Source organism: Paraburkholderia caffeinitolerans, from assembly GCF_902859945.1.
GTDB classification, from domain to species: Bacteria; Pseudomonadota; Gammaproteobacteria; order Burkholderiales; family Burkholderiaceae; genus Paraburkholderia; species Paraburkholderia caffeinitolerans.
Genome location: NZ_CADIKL010000012.1, coordinates 122,141 through 138,537 on the forward strand (window position 1 = coordinate 122,141; position 16,397 = coordinate 138,537).

Annotated in this window: 15 protein-coding genes; 1 reads left to right on the plus strand and 14 read right to left on the minus strand. The window is 63.5% G+C overall.

Translation table 11 applies throughout. From position 1 onward, the window contains the following. Positions 1–64: 64 nt before the first annotated feature. The 14 genes from HV773_RS14590 to ndk form a co-directional block, all read right to left on the minus strand. Complete coding sequence (locus HV773_RS14590) at positions 65–1,216, minus strand: ATP phosphoribosyltransferase regulatory subunit (protein WP_129561831.1); 1,152 nt, start codon at positions 1,214–1,216, stop codon at positions 65–67. Positions 1,217–1,355: 139 nt separating this feature from the next. Next, positions 1,356–1,547: a DUF2065 domain-containing protein gene (locus HV773_RS14595; protein WP_129561830.1), complete on the minus strand. Its 192-nt coding sequence runs from the start codon at positions 1,545–1,547 to the stop codon at positions 1,356–1,358. A gap of 47 nt (positions 1,548–1,594) precedes the next feature. Continuing rightward, a complete protein-coding gene (hflC, locus tag HV773_RS14600) occupies positions 1,595–2,500 on the minus strand; it encodes a protease modulator HflC (RefSeq protein ID WP_129561829.1) in 906 nt (301 codons plus the stop codon). 12 nt (positions 2,501–2,512) lie between these two features. Then, positions 2,513–3,979 (minus strand): FtsH protease activity modulator HflK, encoded by a 1,467-nt coding sequence (hflK, locus tag HV773_RS14605; RefSeq protein WP_129561828.1) that lies wholly within the window; start codon positions 3,977–3,979, stop codon positions 2,513–2,515. A gap of 107 nt (positions 3,980–4,086) precedes the next feature. After that, positions 4,087–5,274: a GTPase HflX gene (gene hflX, locus HV773_RS14610; RefSeq protein WP_129561827.1), complete on the minus strand. Its 1,188-nt coding sequence runs from the start codon at positions 5,272–5,274 to the stop codon at positions 4,087–4,089. 59 nt (positions 5,275–5,333) lie between these two features. Further along, positions 5,334–5,570 (minus strand): RNA chaperone Hfq, encoded by a 237-nt coding sequence (gene hfq, locus HV773_RS14615; RefSeq protein ID WP_028210028.1) that lies wholly within the window; start codon positions 5,568–5,570, stop codon positions 5,334–5,336. A gap of 163 nt (positions 5,571–5,733) precedes the next feature. Beyond that, positions 5,734–7,071 (minus strand): ribosome biogenesis GTPase Der, encoded by a 1,338-nt coding sequence (gene der / locus HV773_RS14620; RefSeq protein ID WP_129561826.1) that lies wholly within the window; start codon positions 7,069–7,071, stop codon positions 5,734–5,736. 339 nt (positions 7,072–7,410) lie between these two features. After that, positions 7,411–8,556 carry an outer membrane protein assembly factor BamB gene (gene bamB / locus HV773_RS14625; protein ID WP_129561825.1) on the minus strand — a complete coding sequence of 382 codons (1,146 nt, stop codon included), beginning with the start codon at positions 8,554–8,556 and terminating at the stop codon, positions 7,411–7,413. Positions 8,557–8,622: 66 nt separating this feature from the next. After that, positions 8,623–9,252, minus strand: coding sequence for a tetratricopeptide repeat protein (locus HV773_RS14630; protein ID WP_129561824.1), 630 nt, complete (start codon positions 9,250–9,252; stop codon positions 8,623–8,625). Positions 9,253–9,351: 99 nt separating this feature from the next. Next, complete coding sequence (gene hisS, locus HV773_RS14635) at positions 9,352–10,689, minus strand: histidine--tRNA ligase (protein ID WP_129561823.1); 1,338 nt, start codon at positions 10,687–10,689, stop codon at positions 9,352–9,354. Between the two features lie 71 nt (positions 10,690–10,760). Then, positions 10,761–12,068: a flavodoxin-dependent (E)-4-hydroxy-3-methylbut-2-enyl-diphosphate synthase gene (ispG, locus tag HV773_RS14640; protein WP_129563314.1), complete on the minus strand. Its 1,308-nt coding sequence runs from the start codon at positions 12,066–12,068 to the stop codon at positions 10,761–10,763. Between the two features lie 113 nt (positions 12,069–12,181). Beyond that, on the minus strand, positions 12,182–13,309 hold the full coding sequence (locus HV773_RS14645) for a helix-turn-helix domain-containing protein (protein WP_129561822.1): 1,128 nt from the start codon (positions 13,307–13,309) through the stop codon (positions 12,182–12,184). A 248-nt stretch (positions 13,310–13,557) separates the two neighbouring features. Beyond that, positions 13,558–14,712: a dual-specificity RNA methyltransferase RlmN gene (gene rlmN, locus HV773_RS14650; RefSeq protein ID WP_129561821.1), complete on the minus strand. Its 1,155-nt coding sequence runs from the start codon at positions 14,710–14,712 to the stop codon at positions 13,558–13,560. A 128-nt stretch (positions 14,713–14,840) separates the two neighbouring features. After that, the gene (gene ndk, locus HV773_RS14655; protein ID WP_129561820.1) at positions 14,841–15,266 is read right to left on the minus strand and encodes a nucleoside-diphosphate kinase; all 426 of its coding nucleotides are present in this window, start codon (positions 15,264–15,266) and stop codon (positions 14,841–14,843) included. Positions 15,267–15,587: 321 nt separating this feature from the next. Between ndk and HV773_RS14660 the strand changes: the two genes are divergently transcribed. After that, a complete protein-coding gene (locus HV773_RS14660) occupies positions 15,588–16,286 on the plus strand; it encodes a Bax inhibitor-1/YccA family protein (protein WP_129561819.1) in 699 nt (232 codons plus the stop codon). The last annotated feature ends 111 nt before the right edge of the window (positions 16,287–16,397 follow it).

Sequence of the window (16,397 nt, forward strand, 5' to 3'; positions counted from 1 at the left end):
ATTTCCTTTTGCGCTCAACGGCATGCGTGCAGACGGCACGCCGTCTCGGCCCCTTGGCTGCGACTCAGGCGCGCGCCTCGACCACCCATGCGCCGTCGCGTTCGACGAGCACGCGGTCGCAGGCGAACTCGTCCATATCGTGCTCGTGGCCCGGCAGCGCCTGGATCACGACCTCGCCAGCGTCGCGCAGAGCCGCGACAGCCGCGCGCAACGACTCGTCATGGGCCCACGGCGCGAGAATTGCGGTGCTGCGTGCCTCGACTGGCGAAATACGCGCCACTTCGCGCAAATCCAGCGAAAAGCCCGTCGCCGCGCGAGCGCGGCCATAGGCCTCGCCCACCTTGTCGTAGCGGCCGCCGCGTGCGACTGCGTTGGGCACGCCGTCCACGTACGCGGAGAACATCACGCCGCTGTGGTACGCGTAGCCGCCCAGATCGGCCAGGTCGATCATCAGCTCCGCGCCCTCGATTTCGCCCATGAGGAACGCGAGGTCATCGAGCGCGCGCGCGATGCCGGGCAGCGCCGGCAAGCACTTGCGCGCCTCGTCGATCACGCTGGCGTCGCCGTACAACGATGGCAGCGCGCGCAGCGCATCACGCGACACAGGCTGCAGCGCAGCGGTGAGTTCTGCCAGAAGCGGCACGTCCTTGCCAGCCAGCGCTTCATGCAAAGCGTCGCCGAGCGCGGCGGCCGCGGGATCGGCTTCGACGATCGCCGCGAGCACGCCCGCGTGCGAAAGATCGAGGCGCACCTTCGCGAGCCCCGCGAGGCGCAGCGCGTCGAGCATCAACTGCTGGATTTCGAGGTCGGCTTCCAGGCCCGCATGGCCATAGATTTCCGCGCCGATCTGAATCTGCTCGCGCGTCGCGTGCAGGCCGCGCGGACGCGTGTGCAGCACGTTGCCCGCGTAGCACAGGCGCGTCACGCCCTGGCGGTTCAGCAGATGCGCGTCGATGCGCGCGACCTGCGGCGTCATATCCGCACGCAGGCCGAGCGTGCGACCCGACAGTTGATCGACGAGCTTGAAGGTGCGCAGGTTCAGATCGCGCCCGCTGCCCACCAGCAGCGACTCGAGATACTCGAGCAGCGGCGGCATGACCATTTCATAGCCATAGGCGCGAAAGCGGTCCAGCAGACGGCGGCGCAGCACTTCGATCTTGCGCGCCTCGGAAGGCAGCACGTCAGCGATATTCTCGGGGAGTAACCAGGTCGACATCGGATCAATCCTACAACTACAACGATAAGGGCCGAGCGGCGGCGGAACGCGCCAGACATAGAGCCTGGGCGCGCACACGCGCCTGACGCGCGGGCCGAACGATAGAAACGACGCATGCCGAAAGGCAGGCGCCTTGAATTCAAGTAGCGAGCAACAGCAACACGAGACCGAGCCCCATCACGATCAACCCGCCGATCCGGATGTGATGCGGCGGCCGCTCCGCAATTCTACGAAACGTGTCGCGCCAGGCCGTCGGAAAGACGAACGGGAACATGCCCTCGATAATCAGCATTAACGCGATCGCGAGCAACAGGGAACCAGCTATGTTCATGCGAAAAAACGCGCCGCGCAGGTGCGCGGCGCCCGTGTCTCATTTGTTTAATGTTTGCGCGGCGCGGCAGCAGCGGGAGCCGGCTGAGCCTCTCCGTTCGGACTGCGCATGAAGCGGAAGAAGTCGCTCGACGAATCGACCACAACCACATCGCCCGGCTTGAAGCTCTCGCGGTACGCCTGCATGCTTTGATAGAAGCGATAGAAGTCCGGATCGCGGCCATACGCCTGCGCGGCGATCGCGGCAGCCTTGCCGTCGCCTTCGCCCTTGATGGCCTGCGCCTGGCTGTTCGCATCGGCGAGCGCAGCCTGCTGCTGGCGCTCGGCCTCATCTTTGATCTTCTGTGCCTCTGCCGCGCCCTTCGCGCGCTGGTCGGCGGCGGCTTGCTCGCGCGCGGCGCTCATGCGCTTGTAGACCACCTCGGCAAGCGCCGCCGGATAGTCGATGCGCGTGAGCTCGATATCGACCACATCGATGCCGAGCGGCGCCGCGGCCGCCTTGAGCGCGTCGCGCGCGCCGTTGGCAATCGCCTCCTGCTGTGCAAGAGCATCGCTCAAATCGACCTTCGAGAAAGCGCTCGACAGCGCATCGCGCGAGAGCGGCGCGAGCTTGTCGGCGAGCGCCTGCGGGTCGCCCTTGGTGGCCGCGAAAAGCTTGAGCGGATCGGCCACGCGATAACGCACGACCGGGTTCACGAGCAGTTCGGTCTTGTCCGCCGTCGTGTAACGGTCGGCATCGGGCGCGTCGAACGCCTGGATGCGCGTGTCGATGAGCGTAGCGGTCTGGAACGGCGGCGGCAGTTTCACGTGCAGGCCCGGACCCGCGAGCGTCGCATTGGCGCCGCCCGAGGCGGATACCACCGCAACATGGCGCGGATCGACGACGAACACCGCCGACGAAGCCACTAGCACCACCACCACGAAGGCGACGACGAACGCAATGATCTTGTTCATGTCGGCGCTCCGTTATTGCACGTCGTCTTCGCGACCGCGCGAACGCAGCGCGTCGCGCGAACGGAAAGCATCGCTGGCCGCCTGGGCCGCTTCGCTCGCGGACGGCGCCGGCGCCGCGCTTTGCTGCGCGGCCTGCGGTTGCGTGGCCGGCTGCGTACTTTGCGGCTGTGCGCTTTGTTGCGTGCTCTGTTGTGTGTCGCTGCTCGCCGCAGGCGCTGCTGCGGCGCTCGTCGTATCCGATGCGCCGCCCGCCGGCGCGACAGCCGCGCCCGAGGCGCCCGTTGCGGCGGCAGCTCGCTGACGCGTCGCGTCGACGAGCTTGTCGAGCGGCAGATAGATCACGTTATTGCCTGACTTGCTGTCGACGAACACCTTCGTCGTATTCGAGTAGATGTGCTGCATGGTGTCCAGATACATGCGCTCCCGAATGACGGCCGGTGCTTTCGCGTATTGGTCGTAGACGCTGTTAAAGCGCTGCGCGTCGCCCTGCGCCTGCGCCACCACACGGTCGCTGTAGGCCTTGGCGTCTTCGATCACACGTGCCCCTTCGGTTTGCGCGCGCGGCAACAGCTGATCGGCGTAAGTCTGCGCGTCGCGTTTTGCGCGCTCGCTTTCCTGGCGCGCCTTCGTTTCGTCGTCGAAAGCGGCCTGCACGCGATCGGGTGCCGTGACGCTCTGAATCGTCACGCCGACCACGCCAAGCCCAGTCTTGTACTCGTCCAGCGCGTGCTGGATGGAATCGGCAAGCTGCGCGCGAATCGGCTCGCGATCCGCATAGAGCAGATCGTGAGTGCTGCGCGCGCCCACTACGGTGCGCACAGCAGCCTGCGCGGCCTGGCTCACCGTGAGATCGGGATCGACGCTGTGGAACAGATAATCGGTAGGTTGCTTGACCTGGTACTGCACGGTGAAACGCACATCGAGAATATCGCCATCGTGCGTGAGCACCGAGGCGTCCTTCACATTCGACGGACGCACGAGATTATTGCGGCCGATTTCGACGCTGCGGATCTGGCCGACATTCACGATTTCCTGCGACTGGAACGGGAACGGAAAGCGCCAATGCACGCCCTGGCCGACCGTGTGGCGATACTGGCCCAACTGCAGCACGACGCCGGCCTGCCCATCCTGGACGACGAACACACCGCTGCCCACATAAATGGCGATTAGCACGCCAAGCACGATACCCACGCCGATGCGCGCATTGCGGCCGTTGTCCGGTCGTGGCCCAAGCCCGCCCGGACCCTTGCCCTTCTTGCCGAAAAACGTCGACAACCGGCGATTGAAATCACGCCACATTTCGTCGAGATCGGGGGGGCCGTCACCCTTGCCGCCGCCATTGTTGCCGTTATTACCCGACGGCCGCCGTGCGTCGTCGGTGCGCTGGCCATTGCCCTCGCCACGGCCCCAACGCGGGTCGTTCAGCGAGAAAATGACGCTCGCGCGCTGCCAGCCAGTCCGCTTGTTGTAATCGTTCACCTGTGTTCGTTCACCAGAGTAGACAGCGGGTCATGTGCGTGGAGGGATCTAGTCGGCGCGCTTCGGTCCGCCGTTCGGACGCGCCGCGAGGCGCTTTCCGATAGCGTTCAGCGGCCGAGTTCGGGCTCCCTGCTGGGTTGTTCGAGCGGCGCCGCGCTCCAGTCGGCGGCGAGGAACTGCGACGGCTGGGCGAGTGGCTCGGCAGTCGCGATTTCGGCGATGGCGGCGCGCAGCGCATCCAGTCCGACGCCCGTGCGCGCGCTCAAAAAGACGCGCGAAATATTACCATACTCGTCCCGCTCGACCGTCCCGCCTCGGGCCGCCAGTTCTGGCACGGCGTCGATCTTGTTGAACACCAGCACTTGGCGGATGGTGTCCGCGCCGATCTCGTGCAGCACCTCGTTCACCTGGTCGATCTGGTCGAGCCGCACGGAACTCGATGCGTCCACCACGTGCAGCAGCAAGTCGGCCTGCACGGTTTCCTGCAGCGTCGCGCGAAACGCCGCGACGAGCTGGTGAGGCAATTCACGAATAAAGCCAACGGTATCCGACAACACGATCTGGCCGACATCGTCGCCGAGCCACAGGCGCCGCGACGTCGTGTCGAGCGTCGCGAACAGTTGGTCGGCCGCATAAGCCTGCGCCTTGGTAAGCGCGTTAAACAGCGTGGATTTGCCCGCGTTCGTGTAACCGACCAGCGAAACCGACATCGTGCGCGTACGCTCGCGCTGACGCCGCTGCGTGCCGTGCTGGCGACGCAGCCTGGCGAGCTTGCCCTGTAGCATCTTGATGCGCTCGCCGATCAGTCGGCGGTCGGTTTCGAGCTGCGTTTCGCCGGGGCCGCGCAGGCCGATACCGCCCTTCTGGCGCTCGAGGTGGGTCCATGCGCGCACGAGGCGCGTGGCGAGATATTGAAGCTGCGCGAGCTCCACCTGGAGCTTGCCTTCGTGGCTGCGCGCGCGCTGCGCGAAGATGTCGAGAATGAGGCTCGTGCGATCCACCACGCGGCGATTCAGCGCACGCTCCAGATTGCGTTGCTGGGCAGGCGAAAGCGCGTGATTGAAAATGACGATTTCGATGTCGTTCGCCTCACAGGCGAGACGCAGTTCCTCGGCCTTGCCGCTGCCGATGAACATGGCGGCGTCCGGACTGGAGCGGCGCCCGGTGAGCGTGACAGCGGGCGAAGCGCCCGCGCTCTTCGCGAGCAGGCTGAGTTCTTCGAGACTGGCTTCGAAGTCGGTCTTGCCGAAGTCGATGCCGACGAGTGCGGCGTTGATCAAATTAGCAGGTATCAAAATGAAAGCGGCCGGGCCGCGAGCGCCAGCGGGGCGCTCCGGACCGGCCGCGTCGAGGATCAGGACGCTTCCGCATCCGGGTGGAAGTTCACCGGACGCGCCGGAACCACCGTGGAAATGGCGTGCTTGTAAACCATTTGCGTAACCGTATTACGGAGCAACACGACGTACTGGTCGAACGATTCAATGTTCCCTTGAAGCTTGATGCCGTTGACCAGATAGATCGAAACAGGCACGTGCTCCTTGCGCAGCGCGTTCAGAAACGGGTCTTGTAACAGTTGCCCTTTGTTGCTCATAGCAAACTCCGTATTTTTTTGCAGGTTTAACTAAACTGGCGCCGAAGAAAAAGAAATCCGGCGCCAATCGCTACACTATAGCTGATTCTCGTTCCACCGCGCCCCTCCACACCGTCCGGCCAGGAGGCCCAACCGTGCGCTTGCGCGGGGTAGCGAACGCAGCTCAACTTTTTTCAGTGTAGGGATTCGTCGAAGAGCGAAACTCTATGCGCAATGGAGTCCCGGTCAACGAGAAAGTTTCCCGGAAGCGGTTCTCCAGGTAGCGCTTGTAGGTCTCGGTCACCGCATCGAGCGCATTGCCGTGAATCACGATAATGGGTGGGTTCTGTCCCCCCTGGTGCGCGTAGCGCAGCTTCGGACGCACCGGGCCGCGACGGCGCGGCTGCTGGAACTCCACCGCTTCGATGAGCGCGCGCGTCAGGCGCGGGGTCGGGAGTTTGGACATCGCTGCGGCATACGCCTCGTCCACCGAGCGCATCAGCGGGCCAATGCCGAATTTCTCGGTCGCCGAGATGAAGCGCATTTCAGCGAAGTCGAGAAACTTCAGCTTGCGTTGCAGGTGGTGCTTGATGCGCTCGCGCGCGTGGTCGTCCATTCCGTCCCACTTGTTCACGCCCACCACGAGTGCACGCCCCTGCTCCACCACGAAGCCAGCGATATGCGCGTCCTGATCCGAGATTTCCTGGCGCGCATCGAGCAGCAGGATAACCACGTTGGCATCCGCGATCGACTGCAGCGTCTTCACGACCGAAAACTTCTCGATAGCCTCGAACACCTTGCCGCGACGACGCAGACCCGCCGTGTCGATCAAGGTGTATTTCTTGCCGCCGCGCTCGAAATCCACGTAGATCGAGTCGCGCGTGGTGCCGGGCATGTCGAACGCAATCACGCGGTCTTCGCCGATCAGCGTGTTCACGAGCGTGGACTTGCCCACGTTCGGGCGGCCAACGATCGCGATCTTGACGCCATGCTTGCCGGCGTCTTCGTCGCCGGTTTCCGGACGATCCGCGTAGGCCTGATCGAGCGCCTCGTTGATCATCTCCGTTACGCCGTCCCCGTGCGCCGCGGAAATCGCGCGCGGGTCGCCCAGGCCAAGCTCGTAGAAGTCGGCCGCGACGGCGCTGTACTTCATGCCTTCGGCCTTGTTGACCACGAGGAAGATCGGCCGGCCGGTCTTGCGCAGGTAATCGGCAATGTGCTTGTCCTGCGGCGCGAGGCCGTTGCGCCCATCGCAGATGAACACGACGATGTCGGCTTCCTCCACCGCCTGGCGCGTCTGGCGCGCCATTTCATGCAGGATGCCGTCTTTCGCGATCGGCTCGAAGCCTCCGGTATCGACCACGAGATAGGCGCGATCGCCCACCCGCCCTTCGCCATAATGGCGGTCGCGCGTGAGACCGGGCAGATCGGCCACCAGCGCATCGCGCGAACGCGTGAGCCGGTTGAAGAGCGTGGATTTACCCACATTGGGGCGCCCAACGAGGGCGATTACGGGTTTCATCTGATCTTTTCTACGGTAAGGCGCAGCGCCGGCACGTCCGGCGCATCGCGCGGCAAGCGTCTGCGTTCAGGCTTGCAGAGCTGCAATAGTTGCAAATTATCACGAATTGGGTCGCGCGCCCGCTGGATGAGCCCTTAGGGGTCCGGCACGCACCGGCCGGAGAAGCGAGACTCTCAGCCGGACAAAGGGCCACCATCGGGGCCCAACTTCAGTGCGCACCATCCCTGCCAAACGGCTCAAGGACAGCAATGCGCAAGCACAAAATACAAGAGGCCGCTGCCCGCGGGCGCGGCCCCTCGATGCGACACCCGACAGCACGCGCCGGGCGTCCCCATCCGATCAACGCGGACGCAGGCCGTACAGGTCGCCGTCCTTCGTTTGCACGACGAGCGTGTTGCCAGCCAGCACCGGCGCAGCGGTGATCGGGCTGCCGTCGGTCTTCACGCGCGAGACGAAGCTGCCGTCGTCGAGCGAGAGGAAATGCACGTAGCCCTGGTAGTCGCCAACCACGACTGCGTGGCCGAGTACGGCAGGCACACTGACGTCGCGGTTCTTGAGCTTGTCCGTGCTCCAGACCTGCTCGCCGGTCGAGACGTTGTATGCCTTCACGACCGACCAGTCGTCGCCACCGACCACCTCGGTGTCACCCTGAGCGATACCACTCGTGCTCGAGAACGGCTTCTCCCACATCGGGCGGCCCGAATTGGCGTCGAAGCAGCCCAATTGGCCCTGGAACGTGACCGCACACGTGGTGGCGCCGACGAGCGTGGGCGGACCACTCACGTCATTGATGCGCTCAACTTCGGTCACGCCCTTCGGATAGGACACCGGCGTTTCCCAGAACACATCGCCGCTTTGCAGGTTGATCGCCGCGAACGAGCCACCCGGGAAGCCCGCGATCACAGCCTGCTCGCCCGCGAACGTCATGCCGGCGGAAACACGCAGGTTGAGCGGCACCGCACGATTGCGATAGACCCACTTCTGCTCGCCGGTCTGCCCGTTGAACGCGACGATCTGGCCGTCGATGGTACGCACGATCACGAGACCGTTGCCGACCAGCGGCGGCGAGATAATCTCGCCCGGCGCCTTGGCTTGCCACGAGAGCTTGCCGTTGGCGTCGAGCACGTAGACGTTGCCCTTCAAGCCGCCGACGGCCGTGAGATTGCCATCGCTGCCAACGCCAGCGGAGATATCGTCCTTGAGCTTCGTGCTCCAGACTTCCTTGCCCGTCTGTGCGTCGAACTTCGCGACCGAACCGTTTTCGCCGGCAGCGTAGACCGTGTCGCCCACGGCGACCGGCGCGAACAGATAACGGCCCGCCTTGCCGACGCTCGCCTTCCACACCTGCTGGACGTCCAGCACCGGCTTGAACTCGGTCAGCGGCACCGGTACGCGGCGCTCATCTTTCGTCGACGAGCAAGCCGCCAGCGCGAGAACGGTCATCGCACAAGCGACAGGTACAACGGTTCGTTTCAGCAAATTCATCGGTGACCGAAGCATGAATGGATATGGTTTAGCTGTTTATATTCACGGGCGGCAAGCGCAGCTTGCTTAGCCGCCCAGCGCGTCGAGCTTGAACTGGACCAACTGGCGCTCCGCGGCATCGCTCTTGGGCAGGCTGTCGAGCGCGAGCTTGTAAGCCGCGCGCGCGTCATCTTGCTTGCCCGCTGCCGCGAGCAGGTCGCCGCGACCATCCGCGACGATGCCCTTGAACGGGCCCGAATCCGGTTGAGGAATCAGCGCGAGGCCCTGATCGTAGGCCTTCTCGTCAAGCAGGACAGAAGCCAGACGGATCTTCGCGACCTGACGGAATTCCTCGTCCTTCGCGTGATCGGCCGCCCACTGCAATTGAGCCTTCGCGCCCGCGGTGTCACCCGCCATATAGAGCGACTTGGCCACGCCAAGCGCGGTCATCTGCGCATACGCGGTGCCGCCAAAGCGATTTTCCATGTCAGTCGCGATGCGCGTGAGCATCGCCTTGTCGCTACCAGCGGTCGCCTGCTGCACCTGGTCGTACAACACCGCAGCCTCGGCGGCCTGGCGGCGTTGCCAGAAGTTCCAGCCGTTCCACGCGGCGAGCGCGAGCATAACGATCAGCACGATCCACGTAGTGGCATTGCCCCACTGCGCCCACCATGCCTTGAAACTCTCGATCGATTCCTGTTCGTCGTGGTAACTCATCGCGTAGCGATTCCTTGTTTATTCTGAAGCCAACTGCCGGGCGCGCCACAGGCACCGGCTGGATACATCGATCCCACACCGCGCCCCGAAGTGGCCCTATCAATCGTCGCCGTCTTCGGCGGATGCAACCATCGCATTGATTAGATATTCGGTCAAGTCTTCGAGTGCTACCGTCTGTTGCTCGCTGCGAGCCACATCGGCGCCACCGCGCAGCGCCTTGACGCCCGCTGTACCCTTGGCCACTTCATCTTCGCCAAGCACCACGGCGAACGCCGCGCCGCTTGCGTCAGCGCGCTTCATCTGCGACTTGAAGCTGGCCGACTGGCCGTCCGCGCTGCAATGGAGGATGACATCGAGACCGGTATCGCGCAGACGCTCCGCCACGATGAAAGCCTGCTCGCGTGCCGCCTCGCCCTGGTGCACGACGTAGACGTCGCAACCTTCCTCTTCCGGCACGAGGTTCTCTTCCTTGAGCAGTTCCAGAATGCGCTCGACACCCATTGCCCAGCCGCACGCGGCCGTGGGCTTGCCGCCGAGTTGTTCGATCAGCGGATCGTAGCGGCCACCGGCCGCCACCGTGCCCTGCGCGCCGAGCTTGTCGGTCACCCATTCGAACACGGTCAGATTGTAGTAATCGAGACCACGCACGAGACGCGGGTTGATCTTGAACGGAATGTTGTTCGCCTTGAGCAAACGTTGCAGCCCGTCAAAATGCGCGCGCGAGTGCTCGCCGAGGAAGTCGATCAGCTTCGGCGCATTGTTTGCGATTTCCTGGAGCGCGGGGTTCTTCGTGTCGAGCACGCGCAGCGGATTCGTATACAGGCGGCGCTTGCCGTCTTCGTCGAGCAACTCGACGTGCTGCTCGAGATACTTGATGAGTTCGACGCGATGCGCGGCGCGCTCTTCGGCAAGACCCAGCGAATTGATTTCCAGCTTGATGCCGGTCAGACCGAGGTCGTCCCAAAGGCGCTGGCACATCAGAATGATTTCCGCGTCCGCATCCGGACCTGCAAAACCGAGCGCTTCCACGCCGACCTGATGGAACTGGCGATAACGGCCGCGCTGCGGACGCTCGTGACGGAACATCGGACCGACATACCACAGACGCTTCGGACCGTCGTAAAGCATATTGTGCTCGATCGATGCACGCACAACCGCAGCCGTATTTTCCGGACGCAGCGTGAGGTTTTCACCGTTGAGCGCGTCGGTGAAGCTGTACATCTCCTTTTCGACGATGTCAGTCACTTCGCCGATGCCGCGCGTGAAGAGCTGCGTATGCTCGACGATCGGCGTGCGGATGTTCTGGTATCCGTACGAACGGAGCATGGACTTCACGGTCGTTTCGAAGAAGTCCCACAACCCTGCGTCCTGCGGCAGGATGTCGTTCATGCCCTTCACGCCGGTCAGCTTTTCGAGCTTTCTTTTCTGTTCAGTCATTGCGTTGCGTATGTGCCTGCAAAAGGCGATATTCGGTTGCGCCTGAAATCGATATTCGAAAAACGCGGCGCTCAGGCCGTCGCTTCGGTCTTGCCGTACTTGCGCACGACGTAGTCGCTTACGATCTGCTGGAATTCCTCGGCAATATGCTCGCCGCGCAGCGTCTTGACCTTCTCACCGTCGACGAAGACCGGCGCTGCGGGATTCTCACCCGAACCCGGCAGGCTGATGCCGATGTTCGCGTGCTTGGACTCGCCCGGGCCGTTCACGATGCAGCCCATGACGGCGACGTTCATCGTCTCCACGCCCGGATATTCACCGCGCCAGACCGGCATTTGCGCACGCAGATAACTCTGGATCTGCGAAGCGAGCTCCTGGAACAGCGTGCTGGTCGTGCGGCCGCAGCCGGGGCACGCGATGACCATCGGCGTGAACGAGCGCAAACCCATGGTCTGCAAAATTTCCTGTCCGACCACGACTTCGCCCGTGCGCGAAGCGCCCGGCTCTGGCGTAAGCGAAATGCGGATGGTGTCGCCGATGCCCTGCTGGAGCAGCACCGAGAGCGCCGCCGTCGACGCGACGATGCCCTTCGAGCCCATGCCCGCTTCGGTCAGGCCGAGGTGCAGCGCGAAATCGCAACGCTTGGCGAGTTGCTGGTAGACAGCGATCAGATCCTGCACACCGCTGACCTTGCACGACAGGATGATCTTGTCGCGACCGAGGCCGAGTTCGACAGCGCGCTCCGCCGAACCAATGGCCGACTGGATCAGCGCTTCGTACATCACGCTCTGTGCTTCCCAAGGTGTCGAGCGCGCCGCGTTCTCGTCCATCATGCGCGCGAGCAGGTCCTGGTCGAGGCTGCCCCAGTTCACGCCAATGCGCACCGGCTTGTCGTACTTGATGGCGGCTTCGATCATCTGCGCGTACTGCGTGTCGCGCTTGGCGCCCTGGCCAACATTGCCCGGGTTGATGCGGTACTTCGAGAGCGCCTCGGCGCACGCGGGATAGTCACGCAGCAGCAGGTGGCCGTTGTAGTGGAAGTCGCCGATGAGCGGCACCGTCACACCCATGCGATCGAGTTGCTCGCGAACATGCGGCACGGCTGCAGCGGCTTCTGGCGTATTCACCGTGAGACGCACGAGCTCGGAGCCGGCCTGCGCCAGCTCCTTGATTTGGATAGCAGTACCGATCGCATCCGCGGTATCGGTATTGGTCATCGACTGCACGCGCACCGGCGCGTCGCCGCCGATCGTCACCAACTGCCCGCCCCAGCGCACATGCACGGCGTGCGACTTGCGTCGCGGCGCGTGACCACCGAGGATCGGCTCGCTGGAACATATCTGGCTGTTGCTGGACGGGGATTGCGTTTCGCTTTGCATCGAAGAACCCATTTACACCTCGCGCGCGTTGACGCCTGTATCGGGCGCCGCGCCGCGCGAATTGAAAAAGCATCGCGGCCCTTCAACTGGCCGCGATACACCTCATGTCTTGGTCAGGGCAACACGAAGCGCGCGACATTGCCGCGCGCCGACGCATACTTCGCTGTGTCGACCGGCTGGCCATCGATGGTCATCGACTCGATGCCGGCCTTGTTGCCCACCGTAATTTTGAGCGGCTCGACGCCGGAGATCTCACGTCCATCGTTACCATGGATCAATCCGGAGAAGAGTTCCTTACCGTCTTTTTGGCGCACGCTAACCCAGGAATCCTGCGTCACGCGAATCGCGAACGTCGACGTGCCGGGCACCGCCGGCGCAGAAGCCGCTGGCTCCGGTGCAGCAGCCGCCACTGCTGCTGCGCTCGCTGGCGCGGCGGTCACGGCCGGCGCGGCGCTTGCAGGCGCGGCTGCGGCCGTCTGCGGCGCGCTCGCTGCGCCTTGAGCGCCTGCCGTCTGGCCACTAACTTGACCGTCTGCCTGGGTGTTCGTGGCATTGGCCGCGCTCGCAGCGTCGCCGCCCTGGTCCTGGTCTGCGCCCTGCTCAGCCGCTGCGCCCACCGTCGCACCCTCGGCCACCGTGCCCGAAGCGGCACCCGATTCGTTGCTCGCGGCGCTGGTCGCGCCGCCCGCCATCGACTTCAGGCGCGCGAACCATGCCGACGATTCACCGCTATTCGTATGCCACATCGAAATCCCGATCACGGCGATCACGACGAGCGCAAGGCCCCACAGCCACGAAGCACGACGCCGCGGCGCATGCCCGCCGCCGCCCAACGAAAGCGAGACGCGGCCGCGCGGCAAATCCGCGCCCGACGATGCGGGCATCGACAGATCCGGCTGCTGCACGCCTCGCTCGCGGCGCAGTGCCTGGGTGAGCGGTGCGGGATCGGCGCCAAGCAGCTTCGCATAGGCCCGCACCACGCCGAGCGCGAACGTTGCATCCGGCAAATGACTGATGTCGCCCGCCTCAAGCTCGCGCAGCTTCGGCACCGCCACCTTCAGACGCGCCGAAACGTCCTCGACCGACCAGCCTTTCGCCGTGCGCAACTGCGCGAGGCGCGCGCCTACCGCGGCCAGCGTGTCGGGCACGGCCTGCACCGGCGATGGCGAACCGTCGGATACCGAACGGCCTGCGTTGGTCTCTGTTCCGTCTGTCCCGAAAGGGTGCTGCGGCTCGCTCATCCCAAAGTCCTTGCGTCGATTCTTTTCTATCCCGGAACCGGCGGGCGCGCCGCGCCCTGCCTCGATTCGCAGACCGTTTATAACAAAATGCGCGGCCACTGTGCCGCATCCGATCGCTTCTGCAATGTTTCTTGTCAAATTTGACGGCTATGTTGCGTCACTCCCCGCGCAACTGCGTCGATACTGCCTTTCACACTCTGTTATTGCCCCGCGACTACCCTTCTCCGCCCTGTTCTGGCCAACCGCGCTCAGTGCCGAACCGGATGAACATCGATCACCTTTCGTGCACTGCGCTCGGCGAGACGCGTACGATCCTTCACCTCGCCCGCGAGCTGACCACAGGCCGCGTCGATGTCGTCGCCACGCGTTTTGCGCACGGTCGTGACAACGCCTGCGTCCATCAGAATCTGCGCGAAACGCTTGATCTGGTCCGATTTCGAGCGCAGCAGACCCGACTCGGGAAACGGATTGAATGGGATCAGGTTGAATTTGCACGGCACGTCACGGGTGACTGCCAGCAACTGGCGTGCGTGCTCCTCGGTGTCGTTGACGCCATCGAGCATGCAGTACTCGAACGTGATGAAGTCGCGCGGGGCCACTTTCAAATAGCGCTGGCAGGCAGCCATCAGCTCGCGCAGCGGATACTTGCGGTTAAGCGGCACAAGCTCGTCGCGCAGCGCGTCGTTGGGCGCGTGCAGCGACACCGCGAGCGCGACCGGCAGGTCGGCGCCGAGACGGTCCATCATGGGCACGACACCCGAGGTCGAAAGCGTGACGCGCCGGCGCGACAGGCCGTAGGCGTTGTCGTCGAGCATCAGGCGCATCGCGGGCACGACCGCGTCGTAATTCAGGAGCGGCTCGCCCATGCCCATCATCACGACGTTGGTAATGACGCGCTCGCCCTTGCCCTCACCGCCGGTCGCACGACCGCCTGCCTCGCCCAGCAGCGAGGCGCGCAGGGCGAACTCCGCCATGCGTAGCTGACCGATGATCTCGGCAGTGGAGAGATTGCGTGAAAATCCTTGCTTGCCGGTCGAACAGAACCGGCAATTCACCGCGCATCCCGCCTGTGACGACACGCACAGCGTGCCGCGCGTTTCTTCGGGGATAAACACGGTCTCGACCGCGTTGCCGTTGCCGACGTCCACGAGCCACTTGCGCGTGCCGTCGGAGGAAACGTTGTCGGAAATGATATCGGGCATGCCGATGGAGGCGCGCCCTTTAAGCTTCTCGCGTAGCGACTTGGCCAGATCCGTCATGCCGTCGAAGTCGGCGGCATTGTATTGATGAATCCAGCGCTGAAGCTGTTTGGCGCGAAACGGCTTCTCACCCAGGCTCTCGCAATATGCGATTAGCCCTTGAGCGTCGAGATCGAGAAGGTTGACGGTGGAACTGCTCGTCATGTCGAATCCTGCCATTTCAGTGCGAGAGCGCGTTCACCGCCGGATTCGAGAGAACCCGGCACCGGACAGTGAACGACATCGCCGTTCGCGACCCTATGCTGCTTGAACTGCTATCGCGCTTTGATTGCTTAGCGCGAGTAAACGTTGACTTCCGGGAAGAAGAACGCGATTTCAACGCGTGCCGTTTCAACAGCGTCCGAGCCGTGGACTGCGTTGGCGTCGATGCTGTCTGCGAAGTCGGCACGGATCGTGCCCTTGTCCGCCTTCTTCGGGTCGGTCGCGCCCATCAGGTCGCGGTTCTTCAGGATAGCGCTCTCACCTTCCAGAACCTGGATCTGCACCGGGCCCGAGATCATGAATTCGACGAGGTCCTTGAAGAACGGACGTTCTGCATGAACAGCATAGAACTTCTCGGCGTCGGCGCGCGAGAGGTGGACCATGCGCGAGGCAACAATCTTCAGACCAGCGCTTTCGAAGCGGCTGTAGATCTGGCCGATCACGTTCTTTGCCACTGCGTCCGGCTTGATAATCGACAGGGTGCGTTCGAGCGCCATAAAAACTCCAGAAAATTAAGAGGTTACAGATTCAAATGAATCCGCAATTGTAGCATGTTCCCATGTATGATTGCGATTGAACCCCGTTAGGTTGATGGATGGCGCCCAGCCGGCGCAAAAGCCGTGCTGCCGGGCCTTTCAGCACCAATTAAGCATGGGAGATTACGCTCCCGGATGTTACGAAACTGCGGTAGCGAAACTGCGGTGCGGAAACTGTATGCGGCCCCGTTGAAACTCCGGGACACCACGCATATCTTATGAGTGAGCGGATTGCGCAACTGTCGCACCCCGCCTGCCACGCGTCTCACGCAAGGAGAAAGCATGAACGAGTACCCCTACAACTTCGGCCGCGGCGGCACCGTCACCTCCGCCGAAACCCGCAACCGCGTACTGCGCAACACCTACTGGCTGCTCGCGCTGTCGATGGTGCCGACGGTGTTCGGCGCGTGGCTGGGCGTCACCACGGGTTTCTCGCTGTTCGCCGCCACAAGCCCCACGATGAGCCTGCTCGCGTTCTTCGCGATCGCGTTCGGCTTCATCTTCGCCATCGAGCGCACCAAGAACAGTTCGCTCGGCGTGTTCGTGCTGCTGGGCTTCACGTTCTTTATGGGCCTGATGCTCTCGCGGCTGTTGTCGTTCATCCTCGGCATGTCGAACGGCGCGTCGCTCATCATGCTCGCGTTCGGCGGCACCGGCGTGATCTTCGCGGCCATGGCCACCATCGCCACCGTCAGCAAGCGCGACTTCTCGGGCCTCGGCAAGTGGCTGTTCATGGGCGTGATCGTGATCCTGCTCGCAGGCATCGCGAACATGTTCCTGCACCTGCCGGCGCTGATGCTCACGGTTTCCGTGCTGGCCATCGTGATCTTCTCGGCCTATATGCTGTTCGACGTGCAGCGCGTCGTGAACGGCGGCGAGACCAACTACATCTCGGCCACGCTCGCGATTTATCTGGATCTCTACAACGTGTTCACGAATCTGCTCGCGATCCTCGGCATTTTCGGCGGCAACCGCAACTAAACCGCGCAGGGCCGGCTACGTTCCGGCCCTCGTTCGCAAGCAAAAAAGCCCATGATGCAAGTCATGGGCTTTTTTTCGTCTTCTGTTTGTCCGCGCACCCGCCGCAGGCCG

What these genes read in the sequence shown, in the direction of transcription:
- HV773_RS14590 (WP_129561831.1), bottom strand. Translation starts at nt 1,216, where the DNA reads ATGTCGACCTGGTTACTCCCCGAGAATATCGCTGACGTGCTGCCTTCC.
- HV773_RS14595 (WP_129561830.1), bottom strand. Translation starts at nt 1,547, where the DNA reads ATGAACATAGCTGGTTCCCTGTTGCTCGCGATCGCGTTAATGCTGATT.
- hflC (WP_129561829.1), bottom strand. Translation starts at nt 2,500, where the DNA reads ATGAACAAGATCATTGCGTTCGTCGTCGCCTTCGTGGTGGTGGTGCTA.
- hfq (WP_028210028.1), bottom strand. Translation starts at nt 5,570, where the DNA reads ATGAGCAACAAAGGGCAACTGTTACAAGACCCGTTTCTGAACGCGCTG.
- der (WP_129561826.1), bottom strand. Translation starts at nt 7,071, where the DNA reads ATGAAACCCGTAATCGCCCTCGTTGGGCGCCCCAATGTGGGTAAATCC.
- bamB (WP_129561825.1), bottom strand. Translation starts at nt 8,556, where the DNA reads ATGAATTTGCTGAAACGAACCGTTGTACCTGTCGCTTGTGCGATGACC.
- HV773_RS14630 (WP_129561824.1), bottom strand. Translation starts at nt 9,252, where the DNA reads ATGAGTTACCACGACGAACAGGAATCGATCGAGAGTTTCAAGGCATGG.
- hisS (WP_129561823.1), bottom strand. Translation starts at nt 10,689, where the DNA reads ATGACTGAACAGAAAAGAAAGCTCGAAAAGCTGACCGGCGTGAAGGGC.
- ispG (WP_129563314.1), bottom strand. Translation starts at nt 12,068, where the DNA reads ATGCAAAGCGAAACGCAATCCCCGTCCAGCAACAGCCAGATATGTTCC.
- HV773_RS14645 (WP_129561822.1), bottom strand. Translation starts at nt 13,309, where the DNA reads ATGAGCGAGCCGCAGCACCCTTTCGGGACAGACGGAACAGAGACCAAC.
- rlmN (WP_129561821.1), bottom strand. Translation starts at nt 14,712, where the DNA reads ATGACGAGCAGTTCCACCGTCAACCTTCTCGATCTCGACGCTCAAGGG.
- ndk (WP_129561820.1), bottom strand. Translation starts at nt 15,266, where the DNA reads ATGGCGCTCGAACGCACCCTGTCGATTATCAAGCCGGACGCAGTGGCA.
- HV773_RS14660 (WP_129561819.1), top strand. Translation starts at nt 15,588, where the DNA reads ATGAACGAGTACCCCTACAACTTCGGCCGCGGCGGCACCGTCACCTCC.